The following is a 23690-nucleotide window of genomic DNA, read 5'->3' on the forward strand; positions in this document are numbered from 1 at the left end:
CGCGGGCAAATGTGGGAGCGAGCCTGCTCGCGAAAGCGGTGGGTCAGTCGATATTGAAGCTGACTGACAGGCCGCTTTCGCGAGCAGGCTCGCTCCCACAGGGGGAATCCGCTGTGCTAGCGCGTCCAGCGCTCGCGCCGCCAGATCTGCTGCTCGGACTTGGTCTGGAAGGTCCAGGCGACAAAGCGGCTCTGCTTCTGCCCCTGCGACATTTCCACCACCTGGCTCTCCAGCACACCGGCCTTCTTCAGCGCGGTTTCAATGGCCGGCAGGTTCGAAGCTTTCGACACCAGCGTGCTGAACCACAACACCTTGTGCTGGAAGTTCGCGCTCTCGGCGATCAATTGCGTCACGAAACGTGCTTCGCCACCTTCACACCACAGCTCCGCCGACTGGCCGCCGAAGTTCAGCACCGGCAGCTTGCGTTTCGGATCGGCCTTGCCCAGGGCGCGCCACTTGCGCTCGCTGCCCTTGGTCGCTTCTTCCATCGAAGCGTGGAAGGGCGGGTTGCACATGGTCAGGTCAAAGCGTTCGCCCGGCTCCAGCAAGCCGATCAGGATGTGCTTGCGGTTTTCCTGCTGGCGCAGCTGGATGACCTTGCTCAGATCGTTGGACTGCACGATGGCTTTGGCCGCCGCCACGGCGGTCGGGTCGATTTCCGAACCGAGGAAGTGCCAGCGGTATTCGCTGTTGCCGATCAGCGGATACACGCAGTTGGCGCCCATGCCGATGTCCAGCACATTGACGATCGCGCCGCGCGGCACCTTGCCGTCGTTCATGCTCGCCAGCAGGTCGGCGAGAAAGTGCACGTAATCGGCACGGCCCGGCACCGGTGGGCAGAGGTAGTCTGCCGGAATGTCCCAATGTTGAATGCCATAGAACGACTTGAGCAGCGCACGGTTGAACACGCGCACCGCGTCGGGGCTGGCGAAGTCGATGCTTTCCTTGCCGTACGGGTTGGTGATCACAAACCTGGCCAGTTCCGGCGTGGTCTTGATCAGCGCCGGGAAGTCGTAACGACCCTGATGGCGATTGCGCGGGTGCAGGCTGGCCTTTTCACGCGGCTCAACGGCTTTGGCCGGGGTCGCGGAGTCAGGCTTCTTGCGCGCAGGTTTAGGTGTGCGGGGGGCGTTCATGGCGTGGTCGATTCGGGTATGGCTGAAAGTGGCGGGTATTGTCCCACATCTACTCTCATGTTGGTCTGCATTGCTTGGCTATCAATTTTTAATATGCAAAATTGATCTAAAAAACTGTCATTTATGACAGTGGTTAGCCCGCTTGATTGCATGTCTACTTATTCCGTGCCTGTTTCGATTTAAATTGAATCTTTTTATCGCGGGCACATTAAGACTTCGGAAAAGACCATCAAATTAGTTATGGAGAGCTAACATGAAATCATCTATTTCGTTTCCAGATGTCCATCCAGAGTTCGGCATTAATTGCAGTTCGAATCCGATGGAGGGGATCAGAGTGGCAATTGGGCCGCTGAACGGGTTTAGAGTGGGGGATGTACTGAATCTTTCGTGGGAAGGATTTTCAGACCCGGAGCTGACTAAGCCTGTGCCGGAAACACTGACATCTCTCAATCATTTTGTTCAACAGGATGACATCGACAACGGATTGATAAAAACAATAGGTGAATATTATCAGCACATTAAGCCGATTCGAATTGGATGGGGAAAAGCGTCTTACGCGATTAATGGTAACCAACTTACTCAGGCTAGTGTCCGGGTGCATTTGCTCAACGGGGTCGGACAAACCTGCGATGAAATCAAATGAATAAAAAGAGGAGGCCATTGCGGCCTCCCTTTTTCATTGCGGTTCACCGTTACAGGCTGGCGATCCGCGCATGCTGCTCGGCCAGTTTGCCCAGAGCCTGTTCGGCCTCAGCCAGTTTGGCGCGTTCCTTCTCGATGACTTCAGCCGGAGCCTTGTCGACGAATCCGGCGTTGGACAGCTTGCCGCCAACACGCTGGACTTCGCCCTGCAGGCGCAGGATTTCCTTGTCCAGACGTGCCAGTTCCGCGCCCTTGTCGATCAGACCGGCCATCGGCACCAGCACTTCCATTTCGCCCACCAGTGCGGTGGCAGACAGCGGTGCTTCTTCGCCAGCGGCGAGTACGGTGATCGATTCCAGACGCGCCAGCTTCTTCAGCAGCGCTTCGTTCTCGGTCAAGCGGCGCTGGTCGTCAGCGCTGACGTTCTTCAGGAAAATCGGCAGTGGCTTGCCCGGGCCGATGTTCATCTCGCCACGAATGTTGCGCGTGCCGAGCATCAGTTCCTTGAGCCATTCGATGTCGTTTTCCGCCGCCGGATCGATGCGCTCTTCGTTGGCCACCGGCCAAGGCTGCAGCATGATCGTCTTGCCCTGAATGCCGGCCAGCGGCGCGATGCGCTGCCAGATTTCTTCAGTGATGAACGGCATGAACGGGTGCGCCAGACGCAGTGCTACTTCCAGTACACGAACCAGCGTACGACGAGTGCCACGCTGACGTTCGACCGGCGCATTCTCGTCCCACAGCACGGGCTTGGACAGCTCCAGGTACCAGTCGCAGTACTGGTTCCAGATGAACTCGTACAGCGCTTGCGCGGCGAGGTCGAAACGGAACTGATCCAGTTGGCGGGTCACTTCGGCTTCGGTGCGTTGCAGTTGCGAAATGATCCAGCGATCGGCCAGCGACAGCTCGTAGGCTTCGCCGTTCTGGCCGCAGTCTTCGCCCTTGTCCAGAACATAGCGCGCGGCATTCCAGATCTTGTTGCAGAAGTTGCGATAGCCTTCGACGCGACCCATGTCGAACTTGATATCGCGACCGGTGGACGCCAGCGAGCAGAAAGTGAAGCGCAGGGCATCGGTGCCATAGCTTTCGATGCCGTTGGCGAATTCTTCGCGGGTGGCTTTCTCGATCTTCTTCGCCAGTTTCGGTTGCATCAGGCCCGAGGTGCGCTTCTGCACCAGGGTTTCCAGGTCGATGCCGTCGATGATGTCCAGCGGGTCCAGGACATTGCCCTTGGACTTGGACATCTTCTGGCCCTGGCCGTCGCGCACCAGGCCGTGTACGTAAACGGTCTTGAACGGAACCTGCGGCGTGCCGTCTTCGTTCTTCATCAGGTGCATGGTCATCATGATCATCCGGGCAACCCAGAAGAAGATGATGTCGAAACCGGTGACCAGCACGTCGGTGGAGTGGAATTTCTTCAGGAACTCGGTCTGCTCAGGCCAGCCCAGGGTCGAGAATGTCCACAGGCCGGAGCTGAACCAGGTGTCGAGGACGTCGTTGTCCTGTTGCAGCGCCACGTCCGGGCCGAGGTTGTTCTTGGCACGCACTTCGGCTTCGTCGCGGCCGACGTAGACCTTGCCCGACTCGTCGTACCAGGCCGGAATCCGGTGGCCCCACCACAGCTGACGGCTGATGCACCAGTCCTGGATGTCGCGCATCCACGAGAAGTACATGTTTTCGTACTGCTTGGGCACGAACTGGATGCGACCGTCTTCAACGGCAGCAATCGCCGGCTCGGCCAAAGGCTTGGTCGATACGTACCACTGGTCAGTCAGCCACGGCTCGATGACGGTGCCGGAGCGGTCGCCTTTTGGCGTTTTCAGGTTGTGATCATTGACGCTCACCAGCAGGCCGGCGGCGTCGAACGCGGCGACGATCTGTTTGCGCGCTTCGAAACGCTCCAGGCCAGCGAACTCGGCCGGAATCTTGCCGTCGATGCTCTCGTTCAGCGTGCCGTCAAGGTTGAACACCTGTGCGGCAGGCAGCACGTTGGCGTTCTTGTCGAAGATGTTCAGCAGCGGCAGGTTGTGGCGCTTGCCGACTTCGTAGTCGTTGAAATCGTGGGCCGGGGTGATTTTCACGCAGCCGGTGCCGAATTCTGGGTCGCAATAATCGTCGGCGATGATCGGGATGCGGCGGCCAACCAAGGGCAGCTCGACGAATTTGCCGATCAGGGCTTGGTAGCGCTCATCGTTCGGGTTAACCGCGACGGCGGAGTCGCCGAGCATGGTTTCCGGACGGGTGGTGGCGACGATCAGGAAGTCATTGCCCTCGGCGGTTTTTACGCCGTCGGCCAATGGGTATTTCAGGTTCCACAGGAAACCCTTCTCTTCGTGGTTTTCCACTTCGAGGTCGGAAATCGCCGTGTGCAGTTTGGTGTCCCAGTTGACCAGGCGCTTGCCGCGGTAGATCAGGCCGTCTTCATGCAAACGCACGAAGGCTTCCTTGACCGCTTCCGAGAGACCGTCGTCCATGGTGAACCGTTCGCGGCTCCAGTCGACGGACGAGCCGAGACGACGGATCTGTCGGCTGATGTTGCCGCCGGACTGATCCTTCCATTCCCAGACTTTCTCGAGGAATTTTTCCCGGCCCAGATCGTGACGATTCTGGCCCTGGGCTTCGAGTTGGCGCTCCACCAGCATCTGCGTGGCGATACCGGCGTGGTCGGTGCCCGGCTGCCACAGGGTGTCGCGACCTTGCATGCGGCGGAAACGGATCAGGGCGTCCATGATCGCGTTGTTGAAGCCGTGACCCATGTGCAGGCTGCCGGTGACGTTCGGCGGCGGGATCATGATGGTGTAGGACTCGCCCGCGCCTTGCGGGGCGAAGTAGTTCTCGGACTCCCAGGTCTTGTACCAGGAAGTTTCAATGGCGTGCGGCTGGTAGGTCTTATCCATGCGCGGCGGGACCCTATTGGCATTTATTCAGGAAAAGCCGGGAAGTATAGCGGGGCATGGTGCCGAGGGCGAGCGGGGGAGGCCGGATGGAGATCTAAATGTAGGAGCTGCCGAAGGCTGCGATCTTTTGATCTTGTCTTTAAAAAAAGGTCAAAAGATCGCAGCCTGCGGCAGCTCCTACACGGGGTGTGTTATTCGTACTGGCTGAGCAGCCGCTCCATCCGTGCATCGAGGCGGCGTTTGATTTCGGTTTCGATGTGCGGAGCGAAGTCGTCGATCACGTCTTGCATGATCAATTGCGCGGCGGCGCGCAGTTCGCTGTCCAGATGCAGCAAGGCGTCGGGGCCTTTATCGACCGGTGCGGCAGCCGGGGCAGCCGGCGGCGCTGGTGGCGGCTCGACAGCTGCCGGCTGGTTGCCTACGGAATCGAACAGCATTGGAATCTGTTCCTGTTCGCCGTCATCGACCGTATCGGTCAAGAGCGGCGGTTGCAGGTTGTCATCGCCGAGCAACTGGCGGATCGATTCAAGATCGTCCAGCAGGTGTGCGGATTTCTGTTGCGGTTTCGGAGTGTCCATTGGAATGCTCAGAGTCGCTGTAAACGGTGGTCTTGCAGAGAATAGCCCTGTTCGCGGTAGAAGCGGAAACTCTCCCGCGCCGCCGCTCGGATGGTCGGGTCTTCCACCACCACTTCCGCCACTCGGGCGAAGTTGCTGGCGAAGGCCGGGACTTTCAGGTCGAGGTTGACCAGAAGATCCTGATGCTCACCGCAGTCTTCCCCGAGTCCCAGCACGATCAAGCCGTCCGGTTCACTGTCGGCAGGGCCATGGGGCACGAAGCTTTCGCCCTTGAATGCCCACAGGCGCGCATCGAGATCGTCCCGCTGGCTTGCATCGCTGCAATGCAGGTAGATGCGATGGCCCATGCGCCAGGCTTTCTCGGTGAGCTTGCAGGCAAAATCCAGGCGCGCCGAAGGATCGGCGCTGGGCAGGATGTAGAAGTCGACTTTGGTCATTGCGGTTCCAGAGCGGCGAGTGGCGTCACCCGAGAGTGACGCCACCTTTCAGCGGTTTCAGGCCTTGGCGCGATCCAGCAGGTACTGGGTCAGCAGCGGAACCGGACGGCCAGTGGCGCCCTTGTCCTTGCCGCCGCTGGTCCACGCGGTGCCAGCGATATCCAGGTGCGCCCAATTGAGGTTCTTGGTGAAGCGCGACAGGAAGCAGGCGGCGGTGATGGTGCCAGCCTTCGGCCCGCCAATGTTGGCGATGTCGGCGAACGGGCTGTCGAGTTGCTCTTGATACTCATCGAACAGCGGCAGTTGCCAGGCGCGGTCGTCGGCGGCCTTGCCGGCGCTGAGCAACTGGTCGATCAGTTCGTCGTTGTTGCCCAGCAGGCCGGAAGTATGGGCGCCCAGGGCTACCACGCAAGCACCGGTCAAAGTGGCGATGTCGATCACCGCTTGTGGCTTGAAGCGCTCGGCGTAGGTCAGCGCATCGCACAGCACCAGACGACCTTCGGCGTCGGTGTTGAGGATTTCCACAGTCTGGCCGCTCATGGTGGTAACGATGTCGCCCGGACGCGACGCGTTGCCGCTCGGCATGTTTTCGGCGCAGGCGAGGATGCACACCAGATTGATCGGCAGTTTCAGCTCAAGCACCGCACGCAGCGTACCGAACACAGAGGCAGCGCCGCCCATGTCGTACTTCATTTCGTCCATGCCGGCGCCCGGCTTCAGGCTGATGCCGCCGGTGTCGAAAGTGATGCCCTTGCCGACCAGCGCGTACGGCTTCTCGGATTTCTTGCCACCGTTGTACTGCATGACGATCAGGCGCGGCGGCTGGGCGCTGCCCTGGCCAACGGCGTAGAACGAGCCCATGCCCAGAGACTTGATCTTCTTTTCATCGAGCACTTCGACTTTCAGATCTTTGAACTCTTTGCCGAGGTTCTTCGCCTGTTCGCCCATGAACGTCGGGTGGCAGATGTTCGGCGGCAGGTTGCCCAGATCGCGGGTGAAGGCCATGCCGTTGGCGATTGCGGTGGCGTGATTCACGGCGCGCTGCACTTCGGCCTGCGCAGCCTTGATGGTCAGCAGGGTGATTTTCTTCAGGGCGCGGGGTTCGGCTTTCTGGCTCTTGAACTGGTCGAAGGTGTAGCCGCCGTCGACCAGGGTTTCTGCCAGCAAACGTGTCTTGCCGTAGCTGTCGCGACCTTTGACGATGATTTCATCGAGCGCCAGTACGGCATCGCCGCCGCCTAGGCCTTTAAGGGTATTGAGGATGCCGGTAACGATCTTGCGGAATGGACGGTCGCCCAGTTCTTCGTCCTTGCCCACGCCGACCAGCAACACGCGCTCGGCTTTCAGGTTTGGCAGACTGTGCAGCAGCAGGCTCTGACCGACCTTGCCGGCCAGGTCGCCACGCTTGAGCACGGCGCTGATCGCACCGCCGCTCGACTCGTCGACCAGTCTGGCGGCGACACCGAGTTTGCGGCCTTCGCCGACGGCAACCACCAGGGTGGCGGTTTTCAACGTTTCTGGGCTAACGCTTTTTACAACCAGTTCCATGTCCGGATCCCTAATGAATGGTCAACATGCAGGCGTTCGACGCTGTCCGCAGTCGCCTGCTAATAAATAGAAGAGGCGCAGGCCAAAGCCCGCGACAAGGGCCGCAGTTTGAACCTCGCTCCCCGCGCCTGACAACCCTAGGGGGCGTTCTCAATTAGTTTTCACACCGCGTTGTCGCCTTAAAGCCAGCCAGGCAAGGCGCAGGCCGCTGGGAATGGTTGTTCCCTTTCCAAGGCCTGCAACGCAGACTGGCCGGCTTTAAGGCACAACCCGAAGGGCCGGGCCTGCTGTTGTGCAGGGCTGCGTTGCTCGAAGCTTATTTGGAATGACCAAACCACGCTTCTCGCGCCTTGTCCTGCACAACAGCAGACCCGGCGCGGTGTGAAAACTAATTGAGAACGCCCCCAGGTTGTACGATCAGCAAAGGATTACAGCGATGGATGAGTGTGCGCAGTGACAGGCGCACCCAATCACAGGATAATGCCGCATCTTTTTTCGACCGCTCTGCATGGCGGGCCGGTCGATGTGTTTGCTTGTTTGGCCGCCTTAGCCTGACAACCCTGGAGTGTCTGGTTTGATCGTCTTCCGTTATCTGTCCCGCGAAGTCCTGTTGACCCTCAGCGCCGTAAGTGCCGTGCTGCTGGTCATCATCATGAGCGGTCGCTTCATCAAATACCTGGCGCAGGCTGCGGCCGGTCAGCTCGATCCGGGCTCGCTGTTCCTGATCATGGGCTTTCGTCTGCCGGGCTTCCTGCAACTGATTCTGCCGCTGGGCCTGTTCCTCGGGATCCTGCTGGCCTACGGTCGCCTGTATCTCGAAAGCGAAATGACCGTGCTCTCGGCCACCGGCATGAGTCAGCAGAAGCTGTTTCGCATGACCCTGTTTCCGGCGACGCTGGTGGCGCTGGTGGTGGCGTGGCTCAGCCTCGGTCTGGCTCCGCAGGGCGCCAACCAGTTTCAGCTGCTGCTGAACAAGCAGGACGCGCTGACCGAGTTCGATACCCTTGAGCCAGGCCGTTTCCAGGCGCTGCGTGACGGTACTCGGGTGACCTACACCGAAACTCTGAGCGACGATCGCGTCAATCTCGGCAGCGTGTTCATCTCGCAGAAGAACCTCGGCGCCGATAAAAAGGACCGCGGGATTTCCGTGCTGGTGGCCGAGTCGGGCCGTCAGGAAATTCGCCCCGACGGTAATCGCTACCTGATCCTCGACAATGGCTATCGCTACGACGGCAGTCCGGGTCAGGCCGACTATCGTGCCATTCATTACGAAACCTACGGCGTGCTGCTGCCCAAGCCGGATGTCAGCGAAGAAGTCACCGACCGTGACGCGATGCCGACCTCGTCCCTGTGGGGCAGTGATGACATCCGTTCGAAAACCGAACTGCAATGGCGCATGTCCCTGCCGTTGCTGGTGTTCATCGTGACCCTGATGGCGGTGCCGCTGTCGCGGGTGAATCCGCGTCAGGGGCGTTTCCTCAAGCTGCTGCCGGCGATTCTTCTTTATATGGCTTACCTGACCATCCTGATTGCCGCCCGCGGCGCCCTCGAAAAAGGCAAGATCCCGCCGGCCCTGGGCTTGTGGTGGGTACACGCGATCTTCCTGGTCATCGGCCTTGGCCTGCTCTATTGGGAGCCGATGCGCCTGAAGCTGGCCAGCCGTCGCAGCGCCGCGCTGGAGGTGGCCCGTGGTTAAACTCGACCGCTACATCGGCAGCAGCGTGTTCATGGCGATCATCGCTGTGCTGGCGATCATCCTCGGTTTGGCGACGCTGTTTGCCTTCATCGATGAAATGGGTGACGTCAGCGACACCTACACTCTGGTCGATGTGCTCAGTTTCGTATTGCTGACTGCACCGCGCCGCCTCTATGAAATGCTGCCGATGGCCGCTTTGATCGGCTGCCTGATCGGTCTCGGCAGTCTGGCCAGCAGCAGTGAGCTGACCGTCATGCGTGCTGCCGGTGTGTCGATCGGCCGTATCGTCTGGGCTGTCATGAAGCCAATGCTGGTGCTGATGCTCGCTGGCGTGCTTATCGGCGAATACGTCGCTCCGGCCACCGAGAGTATGGCTCAGGCCAATCGATCGCTGGCCCAGGGCAGCGGCGATGCGCAAAGCGCCAAGCACGGTATGTGGCACCGTCAGGGTGAAGAATTCATCCATATCAACGCCGTGCAGCCGAACGGTCTCTTGTATGGCGTGACGCGTTATCACTTCGACAAGGAGCGCCATCTGCTCAGCTCCAGCTTCGCCAAAAAGGCCGAGTTCGACGGCACCAAGTGGCAGCTTACCGACGTTGCCACCACGCTGTTCAAGGAGCGCAGTACTGAAGTCGTCAATACCCCGAGCGAGCAATGGGACGTGGCGTTGAGCCCGCAACTGCTCAGCACCGTGGTCATGGCGCCGGAATCGCTGTCGATCAGCGGTCTGTGGGGCTACATCCACTATCTGGCCGAGCAAGGCCTGAGCAATGGCCGTTACTGGCTGGCATTTTGGGTCAAGGTGTTGCAGCCGCTGGTGACTGCGGCGCTGGTGCTGATGGCGATCTCGTTCATCTTCGGTCCGCTGCGTTCGGTGACCCTCGGTCAGCGGGTCTTCACGGGTGTGCTGGTGGGGTTCACCTTCCGCATCGTCCAGGATCTGTTGGGGCCGTCGAGCCTGGTGTTCGGTTTCTCGCCGCTGTTTGCGGTGCTGGTGCCGGCCGGCGTGTGTGCGCTGGCGGGTGTCTGGCTGCTGCGCAGGGCCGGTTGATGAACATCTGTTCATCTTTGCCTTGAACCTCGAAAACGCCTCGGTCAACAGACCGGGGCGTTTTTGCATGCGATCCGGGTGACAGGCGAACGTGACGCTTGCGCCGTGTATCAGGTACAATTCCCGGCTATTTTTCGGCGGGCCAAGCCTGCAGCCTTTTTGAGTGTTGATCCGTGAGTGATTTGAGTCATATCCGCAATTTCTCCATCATCGCCCACATTGACCATGGCAAGTCGACGCTGGCTGACCGTTTCATCCAGATGTGCGGCGGCCTGGCCGAGCGTGAAATGGAAGCCCAGGTACTGGATTCCATGGATCTTGAGCGTGAACGCGGGATCACCATCAAGGCCCACAGCGTTACCCTCTATTACAAAGCCAAAGATGGCATCACCTACCAGCTGAACTTCATCGACACCCCGGGTCACGTCGACTTCACCTACGAAGTCAGCCGTTCCCTGGCCGCGTGCGAAGGCGCCTTGCTGGTGGTCGATGCGGGGCAGGGCGTGGAAGCCCAGTCCGTGGCCAACTGCTACACCGCCATCGAGCAGGGCCTCGAGGTCATGCCGGTGCTTAACAAGATCGACCTGCCACAGGCCGAGCCGGATCGCGTCAAGGACGAGATCGAGAAGATCATCGGCATCGACGCCACCGACGCCGTCACCTGCAGCGCCAAGACCGGCCTGGGTGTCGACGAAGTGCTCGAGCGTCTGGTCCACACCATTCCCGCGCCGACCGGCAACATCGAAGATCCGCTGCAAGCGTTGATCATCGACTCCTGGTTCGACAACTACCTGGGCGTTGTCTCCCTGGTACGTGTACGCCATGGCCGGGTGAAGAAGGGCGACAAGATTCTGGTCAAGTCCACCGGCAAGGTGCACCTGGTCGACAGCGTTGGCGTGTTCAACCCGAAACACACCGCTACCGTTGACCTCAAGGCCGGCGAAGTGGGCTTCATCATCGCCAGCATCAAGGACATTCACGGTGCGCCGGTCGGTGACACCCTGACCCTGAGCTCAACGCCAGACGTTCCGGTACTGCCCGGCTTCAAACGCATTCAACCGCAGGTTTACGCCGGTCTGTTCCCGGTCAGCTCCGACGACTTCGAGGATTTCCGCGAAGCACTGCAGAAGCTGACCCTGAACGACTCGTCGCTGCAGTACACCCCGGAAAGCTCCGACGCCCTGGGCTTCGGCTTCCGTTGCGGCTTCCTCGGCATGCTGCACATGGAAATCATCCAGGAGCGCCTCGAGCGCGAATACGACCTGGACCTGATCACCACTGCGCCGACGGTGATTTTCGAGCTGGTGCTGAAAACCGGTGAAACGATTTACGTCGACAACCCGTCGAAGCTTCCGGATGTGTCGGCGATCGAGGACATGCGCGAGCCAATCGTACGCGCCAATATCCTCGTACCGCAGGAGCACCTGGGCAACGTCATCACCCTGTGCATCGAGAAACGCGGCGTTCAGGTCGACATGCTGTTCCTCGGCAATCAGGTGCAAGTCACCTACGACCTGCCGATGAACGAAGTGGTCCTGGACTTCTTCGACCGTCTTAAATCCACCAGCCGCGGCTATGCTTCGCTGGACTACCATTTCGATCGTTACCAATCGGCTAATCTGGTGAAACTGGACGTGCTGATCAACGGCGACAAGGTCGATGCCCTGGCATTGATCGTGCACCGTGACAATTCGCACTTCAAAGGTCGCCAGTTGACCGAGAAGATGAAAGAACTGATTCCTCGTCAGATGTTCGACGTGGCGATCCAGGCCGCCATCGGTGGTCAGATCGTAGCCCGGACAACCGTCAAGGCGCTCAGAAAGAACGTATTGGCCAAATGCTACGGCGGTGACGTCAGTCGTAAGAAGAAACTGCTCGAGAAGCAGAAGGCCGGTAAGAAACGCATGAAACAGGTCGGCAACGTGGAAATTCCACAGGAAGCCTTCCTCGCCGTGCTCAGGTTGGAATAATCAGGTCCTATGTCGCTAAATTTCCCGCTGTTGCTGGTCATCGCCGTGTTCGTCTGCGGCCTGTTGGCGTTGCTCGATCTGCTGTTCCTGGCGCCGCGCCGGCGGGCTGCCATTGCCTCGTATCAAGGCAGTGTCAGCCAGCCCGAGCCTGTGGTGGTCGAGAAACTGAACAAAGAGCCGCTGCTGGTCGAATACGGCAAGTCGTTCTTTCCGGTGCTGTTCATCGTGCTGGTGCTGCGTTCGTTCCTGGTGGAGCCGTTCCAGATTCCGTCCGGCTCGATGAAACCGACCCTGGACGTCGGCGACTTCATTCTGGTGAACAAGTTTTCCTACGGCATCCGTCTGCCGGTGATCGACAAGAAGGTCATCGAAGTCGGTGACCCGCAGCGCGGCGATGTCATGGTGTTCCGTTATCCGAGCGACCCGAACGTCAACTACATCAAGCGTGTGGTTGGCCTGCCGGGTGACACGGTGCGTTATACCGCCGACAAGCGTCTGTTGGTCAACGGCGAATCGATTGCCGAGAAGATGGTCGGCGCCGAAGCGGGTTCGCTGGGCAGCGCTGAGCTCTATCAGGAAAAACTCGGCGCAGCCGAGCACCTGATCCGCAAGGAAATGAGCCGCTACCGCGCCACTCCGGATCGTTCGTGGACGGTGCCTGCCGGGCACTACTTCATGATGGGCGACAACCGCGACAATTCGAACGACAGCCGCTACTGGGATGATCCGAACATTCCCAAGGATCTGCTGGGCATGGTTCCCGACAAGAATATTGTCGGCAAGGCCTTCGCGGTCTGGATGAGCTGGCCGGAGCCTAAACTCAGCCACCTGCCGAATTTCTCGCGGGTCGGCCTGATCAAGTAAATTACACACGGCGCTGTTGACCACAGCGCCGAATGCATTTCTGGAGCCGGCACAATCGGCTTCGCAATCGCCAGGATCTAATTTTTGAACACAGCGTTAATTGTCCCAGGCCTGCGCCGTACCCCGGCGGTGGCAGTGGAAACCAGCCACGAACTCAGCGTGGGTAAACCGTGAGCGTTTCTCTAAGCCGTCTCGAGCGCCAGCTCGGTTACACCTTCAAGGACCAGGAGCTGATGCTGCTGGCCCTCACGCACCGCAGTTTTGCCGGGCGCAACAACGAGCGTCTGGAATTCCTCGGTGATGCCATCCTCAATTTCGTCGCTGGCGAGGCGCTGTTCGATCGCTTTCCGCTGGCCCGCGAAGGCCAGTTGTCGCGTTTGCGCGCACGCCTGGTGAAAGGTGAGACGCTGGCCGTACTGGCTCGCGGTTTCGACCTCGGTGATTATTTGCGCCTGGGTTCGGGTGAACTGAAGAGCGGCGGTTTTCGCCGTGAATCGATTCTCGCCGACGCCCTCGAAGCCCTGATCGGTGCAATCTACCTCGATGCCGGCATGGACGTTGCCCGCGAGCGCGTGTTGGCCTGGCTGGCCGGCGAGTTCGAAGGCCTGACGCTGGTCGACACCAACAAGGATCCGAAAACCCGCTTGCAGGAACACCTGCAATCGCGCGGTTGCGAACTGCCACGCTACGAAGTGGTGGATATCCAGGGCGAACCGCACTGCCGAACCTTCTTCGTCGAATGCGAAGTGGTCTTACTGAATGAAAAAAGCCGAGGTCAGGGTGTGAGCCGTCGTATTGCCGAACAGGTAGCGGCCGCCGCAGCACTGATTGCCCTGGGCGTGGAGAATGGCAATGACTGATACAAACGCAACTCGCTGTGGCTACGTTGCCATCGTCGGCCGTCCCAACGTCGGGAAGTCGACGCTGCTCAATCACATCCTCGGGCAGAAGCTTGCGATCACTTCGCGCAAGCCGCAGACCACGCGGCACAACATGCTCGGCATCAAGACCGAGGGTGACGTGCAAGCGATTTACGTCGACACCCCGGGCATGCACAAGGGCGGCGAAAAGGCCCTGAACCGCTATATGAACAAAACCGCTTCGGCGGCGTTGAAAGACGTCGACGTGGTGATCTTCGTCGTCGACCGCACCAAGTGGACCGACGAAGACCAGATGGTGCTCGAGCGTGTGCAGTATGTGACCGGTCCGCTGATCGTCGCGCTGAACAAGACCGATCGGATCGAAGACAAAGCCGAGCTGATGCCGCATTTGAGCTGGTTGCAGGAACAACTGCCGAACGCGCAGATCATCCCGATTTCCGCGCAGCACGGGCACAACCTCGAGGCGCTGGAAAAGGTCATCGCCGATCACCTGCCGGAGAATGATCACTTCTTCCCGGAAGACCAGATCACCGACCGCAGCAGCCGTTTCCTTGCCGCCGAACTGGTGCGCGAGAAAATCATGCGCCAGATGGGTGCCGAGCTGCCGTACCAGATCACCGTCGAGATCGAAGAGTTCAAGCAACAGGGCAAGACCCTGCACATTCACGCGCTGATTCTCGTAGAGCGTGACGGCCAGAAGAAAATCATCATTGGCGACAAGGGCGAGCGCATCAAGCGCATCGGCACCGAAGCGCGTAAGGACATGGAGTTGTTGTTCGACTCCAAGATCATGCTCAACCTGTGGGTCAAGGTGAAGGGCGGCTGGTCCGATGACGAGCGCGCGCTGCGTTCGCTGGGTTACGGCGACCTGTAATCGACTCGAAGATCAAAAGATCGCAGCCTTCGGCAGCTCCTACAGGTGTACACAAGACATTGTAGGAGCTGCCGAAGGCTGCGATCTTTTTTGCAATCCCGACCGGGAAACTACATTCATGTCGCAAACCCCACCACCCGCCCAACCCGCCTACGTCCTGCATTCGCGTGCCTACCGCGAAACCAGTGCGCTGGTCGATTTCCTCACGCCGCAAGGGCGGCTGCGGGCGGTGTTGCGCAGTGCGCGGGGCAAGGCCGGGACGCTGGCGCGGCCGTTCGTGGCGCTGGAGGTCGAGTTCCGTGGCAAGGGCGAGCTGAAGAATGTCGGGCGCATGGAGAGCTCCGGCACCTCGGCGTGGCTCAATGGCGAGGCGCTGTTCAGCGGTCTCTATCTCAATGAATTGCTGATTAGACTGCTGCCCGCGGAAGATCCGCACCCAGGAGTGTTCGACCACTATGCCGCGACCCTGCTGGCGCTGGCCGAGGGGCGACCACTGGAACCGTTGCTGCGCTCTTTCGAATGGCGATTGCTTGATGATCTCGGCTACGGTTTTTCCATGAATACCGATATTCACGGTGAGCCCGTCGCTGCGGACGGTCTCTACCGGTTGCAAGTTGACGCCGGACTCGAGCGGGTTTATCTGCTGCAGCCGGGCGTGTTCAACGGCACTGAACTGCTGGCCATGGCCGAAGCCGACTGGTCGGCGCCCGGTGCACTTTCTGCCGCCAAGCGTCTGATGCGCCAGGCGCTGGCGGTGCATTTGGGCGGGCGTCCGCTTGTCAGTCGCGAGCTGTTTCGCAAGCCCTGATATGCTGTGCGCCGAATCTCTCAATTCAGGAGCGCATCCGTGACCAGCAGCAATCGCATTCTTCTCGGCGTGAACATCGACCACGTCGCCACCCTGCGTCAGGCCCGTGGCACGCGTTACCCGGATCCGGTCAAGGCAGCGCTGGATGCAGAAGAGGCGGGCGCCGACGGCATCACCGTGCACCTGCGTGAAGATCGCCGGCACATTCAGGAGCGCGATGTGCTGCTGCTCAAGGATGTGCTGCAAACGCGCATGAATTTCGAAATGGGCGTCACCGAAGAAATGATGGCATTCGCTGAGCGCATTCGCCCGGCGCACATCTGCCTGGTCCCGGAAACCCGCCAGGAGCTGACCACTGAAGGCGGTCTGGATGTAGCGGGGCAGGAGGAGCGCATCAGAGCTGCGGTCGAGCGGTTGTCGAAAATCGGCAGCGAAGTGTCGCTGTTCATCGACGCCGACGAGCGCCAGATCGCTGCGTCCAAGCGCGTCGGAGCGCCGGCCATTGAGCTGCACACCGGGCGCTACGCCGATGCCGAAACCCCCACCGAAGTGGCTGAAGAGCTCAAGCGTGTCGCTGATGGCGTGGCATTCGGTCTGACCCAGGGCCTGATCGTCAATGCCGGGCATGGCCTGCATTACCACAACGTCGAGGCAGTGGCGGCGATCAAGGGCATCAACGAACTGAACATCGGCCACGCGCTGGTGGCACATGCGCTGTTTGTAGGGTTCAAGTCCGCGGTGTCCGAAATGAAAGCGCTGATTCTCGCGGCCGCTTTGAAGGGTTGAAGATCAAAAGATCGCAGCCTTCGGCAGCTCCTACAGGGACATGTGTACACCTGTAGGAGCTGCCGAAGGCTGCGATCTTTTGCTTTTAGAGCGGGGCGGGCTCTTGCGCCGGTTTCGATTTGTCGATCGCCGGGACATGCAGGTTGCCCTCGGCTACCTGATCGCCCTCCAGCTGCGGCTGGGTCACCCAGGTCAGGATGTCGTAGTAGCGCCGGATGTTCGCCACGAAATGCACCGGCTCACCGCCGCGGGCGTAGCCGTAGCGGGTCTTGCTGTACCACTGCTTCTGCGACAGGCGCGGCAGGATCTTTTTCACGTCCAGCCACTTGTCCGGATTCAGGCCTTCCTTCGCCGCCAGTTTGCGCGCGTCATCCAGATGGCCGCTGCCGACGTTGTACGCCGCCAGGGCGAACCAGGTGCGATCCGGTTCCTGGATCGAATCGTCGAGCTGATCTTTCATATAAGCCAGATACTTGGCACCGCCCATGATGCTCTGCTTGGGATCGAGGCGGTTGGACACGCCCATCGCCTGCGCGGTGTTCTGGGTCAGCATCATCAGGCCGCGGACGCCGGTTTTTGACGTCACCGTCGGCTGCCATAGGGATTCCTGATAACCGATGGCGGCGAGCAGGCGCCAGTCGACTTTCTCTTTCTTCGCGTAATTCTTGAAGTGCTGTTCGTATTTCGGCAGGCGCTGCTGCAGGTGCTGGGCGAAGGTGGTGGCGCCCATGTAACCGAGCACATCGACGTGGCCGTAATAGCGGTCTTTCAGGCGTTGCAGGGTGCCGTTCTTCTGCACCTTGTCCAGGTAAGCGTTGATTTCGTTGAGCAGGCTGTTGTCCTCGCCCGGGCCAACCGCCCAGCTCTGGCTGCGCGCGTCACCCAGATCGAAGGCCACGCGGATGTTGGTGAAGTACACCTGATTCATCGCCACTTCGTTGGAGTCGACCAGCGTCAGGTCAATCTGGCCTTCATCGACCATGCGCAGCAGATCGACGACTTCAACCGCGTCGGATTCTTCGTATTCGATCCCGGGATATTTCTGTTTCAGCTCGGCCAGTTGCTCGGCGTGGGTGCTGCCCTTGAGCACGGTGATCTTCTTGCCGACCAGATCCGCCGGATCGGTTGGCCGCGACTGGCCATTGCGGTAGATGATCTGCGGAGTGACTTCAAGATAGGAGTGGGAGAACCGCACCTGCTTCTTGCGCTCGTCGCTGCTGACCAGCCCGGCCGCCGCGAGCACCGGGCCGTTCGGCTTGCCGACCTGATTGAACAGGTCGTCGAGGTTGTCGGCGGTTTCGATCTTCAGCTCAACGCCCAAATCGTCGGCGAAGCGCTTCACCAGCTCGTATTCGAAGCCGGTTTCACCGCTGCGATCCTGAAAGTAGGTGGCGGGGCTGTTGCGGGTAACCACGCGCAGCACACCGTCCTCCTTTACGCGCTCGAGTGTGTTGGGTTTATCAACACAACCACCGAGCATCAGGAAGAGTCCGGTTGCGATCAGCCATTTGGCGTATCGCGGACGCAAAGCCGTTGGGAAAAACATCTGCGCAGTATACGCAAACGGCCACGGGCGCCATATCTCGACAGCGTAGGACGAGTCTGCTAGCGATCACAAATCCGAGCGAAATCCCTTGAATACGGGGCCTCAGGGCATTTTGTTACAGTAAAAATAAGCCGCGCTGAAACCCTCGATTTACCTGACCCCGAAGGCAGAAACACAGATTGCTACCCGAGTGCAACCGTGCGTAGCGTTTCGGGTGATGTTGAGGTCGGTTTAGGCTAGAATGCACGGCCTCAAAGCACACCCCTTCCCGAGGCTGTCCCGAAGATGTTGATCCTGCGCGGCGCTCCTGCCCTTTCTGCCTTTCGCCACAGCAAACTCCTTGAGCAACTGAGCCAGAAGGTTCCAGCTGTCAGTGGCCTGTATGCTGAATTCGCTCACTTCGCCGAGGTCACCGGCGTCCTGACCGGCGACGAACAGCAGGTGCTAGCGCGCCTTCTGAAGTACGGCCCAAGTGTTCCAGTTCAAGAGCCGGCCGGTCGTCTGTTTCTGGTGTTGCCGCGTTTCGGCACCATCTCGCCGTGGTCGAGCAAGGCCAGCGACATCGCCCGCAACTGCGGCCTGAGCAAGATCCAGCGCCTGGAACGCGGTATCGCCTTCTACGTCGCCGGCCAGTTCAGCGAAGCCGAAGCCCGGCTGATTTCGGACGCCCTGCATGACCGCATGACCCAGATCGTGCTGGCCAACCTCGAGCAGGCTGCCGGTCTGTTCAGCCACGCCGAGCCGAAGCCGCTGACCGCCATCGACATTCTTGGTGGCGGCCGCGCCGCGCTGGAGAAGGCCAACACCGAGCTGGGCCTGGCCCTGGCCGAAGACGAGATCGACTATCTGGTCAACGCCTTCAACGGTCTCAAGCGCAACCCGCACGACATCGAACTGATGATGTTCGCCCAGGCCAACTCCGAGCACTGCCGCCACAAGATCTTCAACGCCAGTTGGGACATCGACGGCCAGAGCCAGGAAAAAAGCCTGTTCGGCATGATCAAGAACACCTATCAGATGCACAGCGAAGGCGTGCTGTCCGCTTACAAGGACAACGCTTCGGTGATCGTCGGCAACGTTGCCGGCCGCTTCTTCCCGAACCCTGAAACCCGCCAGTACGGCGCGGTGCAGGAGCCGGTGCACATCCTGATGAAGGTTGAAACCCATAACCACCCGACCGCGATCGCCCCGTTCCCGGGCGCATCCACCGGTTCCGGCGGCGAGATCCGTGACGAAGGTGCAACCGGTCGCGGCGCCAAGCCAAAGGCTGGCCTCACCGGTTTCACCGTATCGAACCTGCAGATTCCGGGCTTCGAACAGCCGTGGGAAGTGCCGTACGGCAAGCCTGAGCGCATCGTCACCGCGCTGGACATCATGATCGAAGGCCCGCTCGGCGGCGCCGCGTTCAACAACGAATTCGGTCGTCCGGCCCTGACTGGCTACTTCCGTACCTTCGAACAGTCGATCAGCACCCCGCACGGTGACGAAGTGCGCGGTTACCACAAGCCGATCATGCTCGCTGGCGGCATGGGCAACATCCGTGAAGAGCACGTCAAGAAAGGCGAGATCGTCGTCGGCTCCAAGCTGATCGTGCTCGGCGGCCCGGCGATGTTGATCGGTCTGGGCGGCGGCGCCGCTTCCTCGATGGCCACCGGCACCAGTTCGGCGGATCTGGATTTTGCTTCCGTACAGCGTGAAAACCCTGAAATGGAGCGTCGTTGCCAGGAAGTCATCGACCGTTGCTGGCAGCTGGGTGACAAGAACCCCATCAGCTTCATCCACGACGTCGGCGCGGGCGGTCTGTCCAACGCCTTCCCGGAACTGGTCAACGATGGCGACCGCGGAGGCCGTTTCGAACTGCGCAACATCCCTAATGACGAGCCGGGCATGGCCCCGCACGAAATCTGGTCGAACGAATCCCAGGAACGTTACGTGCTGGCGGTCGGTCCTGAAGACTTCGAGCGCTTCCAGGCGATCTGCGAACGCGAGCGCTGCCCTTTTGCCGTCGTCGGTGAAGCCACTGCCGAACCGCAGCTTACTGTCACGGATAGCCACTTCGGCAACAACCCGGTGGACATGCCGCTGGAAGTGTTGCTCGGCAAGGCGCCGCGCATGCACCGTTCGGTGGTTCGCGAAGCCGAGCTGGGCGATGACTTCGATCCGTCGAACCTCGACATCACCGAAAGCATCGAGCGCGTTCTGCATCACCCGGCTGTGGCGAGCAAGAGCTTCCTGATCACCATCGGCGACCGCACCATCACCGGCCTCGTTGCCCGTGACCAGATGGTCGGCCCATGGCAAGTGCCGGTGGCCGACGTTGCCGTCACCGCCACCAGTTTCGACGTCTACACCGGTGAAGCGATGGCGATGGGCGAGCGTACTCCGCTGGCTCTGCTGGACGCGCCGGCGTCGGGCCGCATGGCCATCGGCGAAACCATCACCAACATTGCCGCGTCGCGCATCAACAAGCTCTCCGACATCAAACTGTCGGCGAACTGGATGTCGGCGGCCGGCCACCCGGGCGAAGACGCGCGTCTGTATGACACCGTGAAAGCGGTCGGCATGGAGCTGTGCCCTGAGCTGGGCATCACCATTCCGGTGGGCAAGGACTCGATGTCCATGGCCACGCGCTGGAACGACAACGGCGAAGACAAGACCGTTACCTCGCCAATGTCGCTGATCGTCACCGGTTTCGCGCCAGTGGCTGACATCCGTCAGACCCTGACCCCGGAACTGCGCATGGACAAGGGCACCACCGACCTGATCCTGATCGACCTCGGTCGCGGTCAGAACCGTATGGGTGCTTCGATCCTTGCTCAGACACACGGCAAACTCGGCAAGCATGCGCCGGACGTCGATGACGCTGAAGACCTGAAAGCCTTCTTCGCAGTGATCCAGGGCCTCAACGCCGACGGTCACCTGCTGGCCTACCACGACCGTTCCGACGGTGGTCTGCTGACTTCCGTGGTGGAAATGGCTTTCGCCGGCCACTGCGGTCTGAGCCTGAACCTGGACAGCGTTGCCGAATCCGCCTCGGAAATCGCCGCGATCCTGTTCAACGAAGAACTCGGCGCAGTGATCCAGGTGCGTCAGGACGCCACCCCGGACATCCTTGCGCAGTTCAGCGCCGCCGGGCTGGGCGACTGCGTGTCGGTGATCGGTCAGCCGATCAACAATGGCCAGATCAACATCACCTTCAACGGTGACACCGTGTTCGAAGGCCAGCGTCGTCTGCTGCAACGTCAGTGGGCCGAGACCAGCTACCAGATCCAGCGTCTGCGTGACAACGCCGACTGCGCCGAGCAGGAATTCGACGCGCTGCTGGAAGAAGACAATCCGGGCCTGAGCGTCAAGCTCAGCTACGACGTCAATCAGGACATCGCCGCGCCTTACATCAAGAAAGGCATCCGCCCACAGGTTGCCGTGCTGCGTGAGCAGGGCGTCAACGGTCAGGTGGAAATGGCCGCCGCATTCGACCGCGCCGGTTTCAGCGCGATCGACGTGCACATGAGCGACATCCTCGCCGGTCGTGTCGACCTCAACGAGTTCAAGGGCCTGGTGGCCTGCGGTGGTTTCTCCTACGGCGACGTGCTCGGCGCCGGTGAAGGCTGGGCGAAGTCGGCGCTGTTCAACAGCCGCGCCCGCGACGCGTTCCAGGGCTTCTTCGAACGTAACGACAGCTTCACGCTGGGCGTGTGCAACGGTTGCCAGATGATGTCCAACCTGCACGAGCTGATCCCGGGCAGCGAGTTCTGGCCGCACTTCGTGCGCAACCGTTCCGAGCAGTTCGAAGCGCGCGTGGCGATGGTGCAGATCCAGGAATCGAACTCGATCTTCCTGCAGGGCATGGCTGGTTCGCGCATGCCGATCGCCATCGCCCACGGTGAAGGACATGCCGAGTTCGCCAGCGAAGAAGCGCTGCTGGAAGCCGATCTGTCCGGTTGCGTGGCGATGCGTTTTGTCGACAACCACGGCAAGGTCACCGAAGCCTACCCGGCCAACCCGAACGGCTCGCCGCGCGGGATCACCGGTCTGACCAGCCGTGACGGTCGCGTGACGATCATGATGCCGCACCCGGAGCGTGTATTCCGCGCGGTGCAGAACTCGTGGCGTTCGGAAGACTGGAACGAAGACGCGCCGTGGATGCGCATGTTCCGTAATGCTCGCGTCTGGGTTAACTAAGCGTCGTGTACAAGCTGGCGTTTTTTGTTCCTGACAGCCATGTCGAGGTGGTCAAAGGGGCCGTATTCGCTGCCGGTGGTGGGCGGATCGGTGACTATGACCACTGTGCCTGGCAGGTGCTTGGCTCTGGTCAGTTTCGGCCTTTGGATGGCAGTCAGCCGTTTATCGGTGAGGCGGGGCAGGTTGAGCGGGTTGAGGAATGGAAGGTTGAGCTTGTGGTGGCGGATGAATTGATTGTTGCTGTTGTGGCAGCGTTGAAGCTCAGTCATCCGTATGAGACGCCGGCTTATGAGGTGTGGCGGTTGGAGGATTTCTGATCTTCTTTGCTGCTTGAACGGGAGACCCGCAGATGAGTGATTGTCTGCGGGTTTTTTGTTGGTCTTGGTTTTATGTTGATTTAAGTGAATATCCGTTGCTTCGGTAGCGGCTGCTGGCGGTTTCGCCTGACGGCGACTCACTTTTTTTACAAACGCCTAAAAAAGTAAGCAAAAAAACGCTTGCTCCTGCGTTCGGCCCTCGCAAGCTCGGGTTCCTTCGCTGCGGGATCGATCCTGGCGCAGCGGCTCCGGTTTGCTTCGCTGCACCTCCTTCCGCTGTGTTCGACTTCGTCGAACGGTCGCTGCGCTCCCACGCCCGGATCAATCCCTCCACTCAGCCTTCCGACGTCGCCCGTGGATCAAGATCAAAAGCCTTACTCGAGCTAACGCTCATTGTGTTGAGTGGTGAAGAGCGTGCGCTTGGCTTGAGTTTTGTATTGGATTTGCCCCTCACCCCAGCCCTCTCCCGAGGGAGAGGGAGCCGTTTTTTGGGCTTTTCAAAGCTGTGTTCGACGCGGTATCGCACGTCGGCCTATGTCGCCCAAACAACCCGGTCAGTCCCCTCTCCCTCCGGAAGAGGGTTACGGTGAGGGGCTTTTGATTTTCTGCATATTTGCATCGACTCGGTATCTCAGGTCGGCGTACCTCGCCTGTACAACTCGGTCAGTTCCTTCTCCCTCCGGGAGAGGGCTAGGGTGAGGGTGGCGATCTGGAGTGTGTTTAAAGCAGTGTCTTAGTTCGCAGAACCTTCCCACAATGTTTTCAGGTTGTCCGTCGGACGTGCGAGCTCTAGTCTCTTGGTGTCGCCGAAACTTCGGCGATCGGGTGTGAGAACCCTTAGGAACTGTTAATCCACAGTCAGTACCACCATAATCGCCGCCGGCATTTCTGCTGTCTGCATTGTTATGGCGGCTGTGTGCGGGCGGGCTTCGGTCCGGCCGGGCTTGTTCCTACCGGTTTCTCACCCCGCACACTGCTGCCACCACTCCGCCGCGTGAGAAACGGCAAGTGATTGGCTATTGATTAGGAACGTATCAATGTCAAAACCTGTCCCCGACCCACCCCTCGAACCCACCCCCCTCGAACAAACCATCCGCGCCGACGACCTCGCCAAAAACCGCGAAGCGATCAAGCGTGCTCTGGATTTTTACCTGTGCCCGCAGCCAGCCAAACCGCACCCACCCAGCACGATGTTTGTGATCCAGCCGGAAATCGACACCGAAACCCTGCTGGCCCATGCCTGTGAGTCACTCGCTTCGGCCAACACCCTGGCCAGTGATTTTGCCGATCAACTGGGGCGGCCGCAGCGCAATACGGCGTTGGCGATCCAGCAGATCATCATGCTCGCGGAGCTGGCGGTGAATCGGGCGCTGGATCGGGTCGATTCGCAAGTCTGAAATCCGGTCGCTCGCAGTTCGCTTGCTCTTGGTCATAAAAAAACCACTGGGCTGTCAGACTCAGTGGTTTTGCACAA

The 23690-nt window shown here is 60.1% G+C and carries 18 protein-coding genes; 12 read left to right on the top strand and 6 right to left on the bottom strand.

Annotated elements, in window-relative coordinates; all coding sequences use genetic code 11:
• Nucleotides 1-116 precede the first annotated feature (116 nt).
• A complete protein-coding gene (gene rlmF / locus AC0Z4S_RS09725) occupies nt 117-1136 on the bottom strand; it encodes a 23S rRNA (adenine(1618)-N(6))-methyltransferase RlmF (RefSeq protein ID WP_485622813.1) in 1020 nt (339 codons plus the stop codon).
• 253 nt (nt 1137-1389) lie between these two features.
• Between rlmF and AC0Z4S_RS09730 the strand changes: the two genes are divergently transcribed.
• Nucleotides 1390-1779 (top strand): hypothetical protein, encoded by a 390-nt coding sequence (locus tag AC0Z4S_RS09730; RefSeq protein ID WP_485622814.1) that lies wholly within the window; start codon nt 1390-1392, stop codon nt 1777-1779.
• Nucleotides 1780-1828: 49 nt separating this feature from the next.
• Here AC0Z4S_RS09730 and AC0Z4S_RS09735 read toward each other — a convergent pair whose 3' ends face one another.
• From AC0Z4S_RS09735 to AC0Z4S_RS09750, 4 genes are all read right to left on the bottom strand, one after another.
• A complete protein-coding gene (locus tag AC0Z4S_RS09735) occupies nt 1829-4675 on the bottom strand; it encodes a valine--tRNA ligase (protein ID WP_485622815.1) in 2847 nt (948 codons plus the stop codon).
• A gap of 191 nt (nt 4676-4866) precedes the next feature.
• The gene (locus AC0Z4S_RS09740) at nt 4867-5253 is read right to left on the bottom strand and encodes a hypothetical protein (RefSeq protein WP_056783087.1); all 387 of its coding nucleotides are present in this window, start codon (nt 5251-5253) and stop codon (nt 4867-4869) included.
• Nucleotides 5254-5261: 8 nt separating this feature from the next.
• Nucleotides 5262-5690: a DNA polymerase III subunit chi gene (locus tag AC0Z4S_RS09745; RefSeq protein ID WP_485622816.1), complete on the bottom strand. Its 429-nt coding sequence runs from the start codon at nt 5688-5690 to the stop codon at nt 5262-5264.
• A gap of 57 nt (nt 5691-5747) precedes the next feature.
• A complete protein-coding gene (locus AC0Z4S_RS09750) occupies nt 5748-7238 on the bottom strand; it encodes a leucyl aminopeptidase (protein WP_485622817.1) in 1491 nt (496 codons plus the stop codon).
• A gap of 574 nt (nt 7239-7812) precedes the next feature.
• Between AC0Z4S_RS09750 and lptF the strand changes: the two genes are divergently transcribed.
• The 8 genes from lptF to pdxJ all read left to right on the top strand — a co-directional run bounded on the left by lptF (nt 7813) and on the right by pdxJ (nt 16171).
• Nucleotides 7813-8934, top strand: coding sequence for an LPS export ABC transporter permease LptF (gene lptF / locus AC0Z4S_RS09755; protein ID WP_101159337.1), 1122 nt, complete (start codon nt 7813-7815; stop codon nt 8932-8934).
• The gene (gene lptG, locus AC0Z4S_RS09760) at nt 8927-9988 is read left to right on the top strand and encodes an LPS export ABC transporter permease LptG (protein WP_485622818.1); all 1062 of its coding nucleotides are present in this window, start codon (nt 8927-8929) and stop codon (nt 9986-9988) included. Before lptF ends, lptG begins: the two co-directional genes overlap by 8 nt.
• A 173-nt stretch (nt 9989-10161) precedes the next feature.
• Nucleotides 10162-11958, top strand: a complete 1797-nt coding sequence (gene lepA / locus AC0Z4S_RS09765) for a translation elongation factor 4 (protein ID WP_016771564.1) — start codon at nt 10162-10164, stop codon at nt 11956-11958.
• A gap of 9 nt (nt 11959-11967) precedes the next feature.
• On the top strand, nt 11968-12822 hold the full coding sequence (gene lepB, locus AC0Z4S_RS09770) for a signal peptidase I (protein WP_485622819.1): 855 nt from the start codon (nt 11968-11970) through the stop codon (nt 12820-12822).
• 170 nt (nt 12823-12992) lie between these two features.
• Entirely contained in the window at nt 12993-13682 is a 690-nt protein-coding gene (gene rnc, locus AC0Z4S_RS09775; protein ID WP_024011703.1) for a ribonuclease III, read from the top strand.
• Nucleotides 13675-14577: a GTPase Era gene (gene era, locus AC0Z4S_RS09780; protein WP_016771562.1), complete on the top strand. Its 903-nt coding sequence runs from the start codon at nt 13675-13677 to the stop codon at nt 14575-14577. The genes rnc and era overlap by 8 nt, the downstream gene beginning before the upstream one ends.
• Before the next feature lie 118 nt (nt 14578-14695).
• A complete protein-coding gene (recO, locus tag AC0Z4S_RS09785; protein ID WP_485622820.1) occupies nt 14696-15385 on the top strand; it encodes a DNA repair protein RecO in 690 nt (229 codons plus the stop codon).
• A gap of 39 nt (nt 15386-15424) precedes the next feature.
• Nucleotides 15425-16171, top strand: coding sequence for a pyridoxine 5'-phosphate synthase (gene pdxJ, locus AC0Z4S_RS09790; RefSeq protein ID WP_485622821.1), 747 nt, complete (start codon nt 15425-15427; stop codon nt 16169-16171).
• Nucleotides 16172-16256: 85 nt separating this feature from the next.
• Here pdxJ and mltF read toward each other — a convergent pair whose 3' ends face one another.
• Nucleotides 16257-17717 carry a membrane-bound lytic murein transglycosylase MltF gene (mltF, locus tag AC0Z4S_RS09795; protein WP_080902468.1) on the bottom strand — a complete coding sequence of 487 codons (1461 nt, stop codon included), beginning with the start codon at nt 17715-17717 and terminating at the stop codon, nt 16257-16259.
• A gap of 285 nt (nt 17718-18002) precedes the next feature.
• On the opposite strand from mltF, the gene purL reads away from it, so the two are divergent.
• From purL to AC0Z4S_RS09810, 3 genes are all read left to right on the top strand, one after another.
• Entirely contained in the window at nt 18003-21899 is a 3897-nt protein-coding gene (purL, locus tag AC0Z4S_RS09800; protein ID WP_485622822.1) for a phosphoribosylformylglycinamidine synthase, read from the top strand.
• 5 nt (nt 21900-21904) lie between these two features.
• Nucleotides 21905-22216: a YqfO family protein gene (locus AC0Z4S_RS09805; protein WP_095050948.1), complete on the top strand. Its 312-nt coding sequence runs from the start codon at nt 21905-21907 to the stop codon at nt 22214-22216.
• A 1037-nt stretch (nt 22217-23253) separates the two neighbouring features.
• A complete protein-coding gene (locus tag AC0Z4S_RS09810) occupies nt 23254-23613 on the top strand; it encodes a DUF6124 family protein (RefSeq protein WP_485622823.1) in 360 nt (119 codons plus the stop codon).
• The last annotated feature ends 77 nt before the right edge of the window (nt 23614-23690 follow it).

Source organism: Pseudomonas sp. 1L-B-1-E-C1, from assembly GCF_057291835.1.

Coding starts and splice junctions, on each gene's coding strand:
- rlmF (WP_485622813.1), bottom strand. CDS start 1,136: ATGAACGCCCCCCGCACACCTAAACCTGCGCGCAAGAAGCCTGACTCC.
- AC0Z4S_RS09730 (WP_485622814.1), top strand. CDS start 1,390: ATGAAATCATCTATTTCGTTTCCAGATGTCCATCCAGAGTTCGGCATT.
- AC0Z4S_RS09735 (WP_485622815.1), bottom strand. CDS start 4,675: ATGGATAAGACCTACCAGCCGCACGCCATTGAAACTTCCTGGTACAAG.
- AC0Z4S_RS09740 (WP_056783087.1), bottom strand. CDS start 5,253: ATGGACACTCCGAAACCGCAACAGAAATCCGCACACCTGCTGGACGAT.
- AC0Z4S_RS09745 (WP_485622816.1), bottom strand. CDS start 5,690: ATGACCAAAGTCGACTTCTACATCCTGCCCAGCGCCGATCCTTCGGCG.
- AC0Z4S_RS09750 (WP_485622817.1), bottom strand. CDS start 7,238: ATGGAACTGGTTGTAAAAAGCGTTAGCCCAGAAACGTTGAAAACCGCC.
- lepB (WP_485622819.1), top strand. CDS start 11,968: ATGTCGCTAAATTTCCCGCTGTTGCTGGTCATCGCCGTGTTCGTCTGC.
- era (WP_016771562.1), top strand. CDS start 13,675: ATGACTGATACAAACGCAACTCGCTGTGGCTACGTTGCCATCGTCGGC.
- recO (WP_485622820.1), top strand. CDS start 14,696: ATGTCGCAAACCCCACCACCCGCCCAACCCGCCTACGTCCTGCATTCG.
- mltF (WP_080902468.1), bottom strand. CDS start 17,717: ATGTTTTTCCCAACGGCTTTGCGTCCGCGATACGCCAAATGGCTGATC.
- purL (WP_485622822.1), top strand. CDS start 18,003: ATGTTGATCCTGCGCGGCGCTCCTGCCCTTTCTGCCTTTCGCCACAGC.
- AC0Z4S_RS09810 (WP_485622823.1), top strand. CDS start 23,254: ATGTCAAAACCTGTCCCCGACCCACCCCTCGAACCCACCCCCCTCGAA.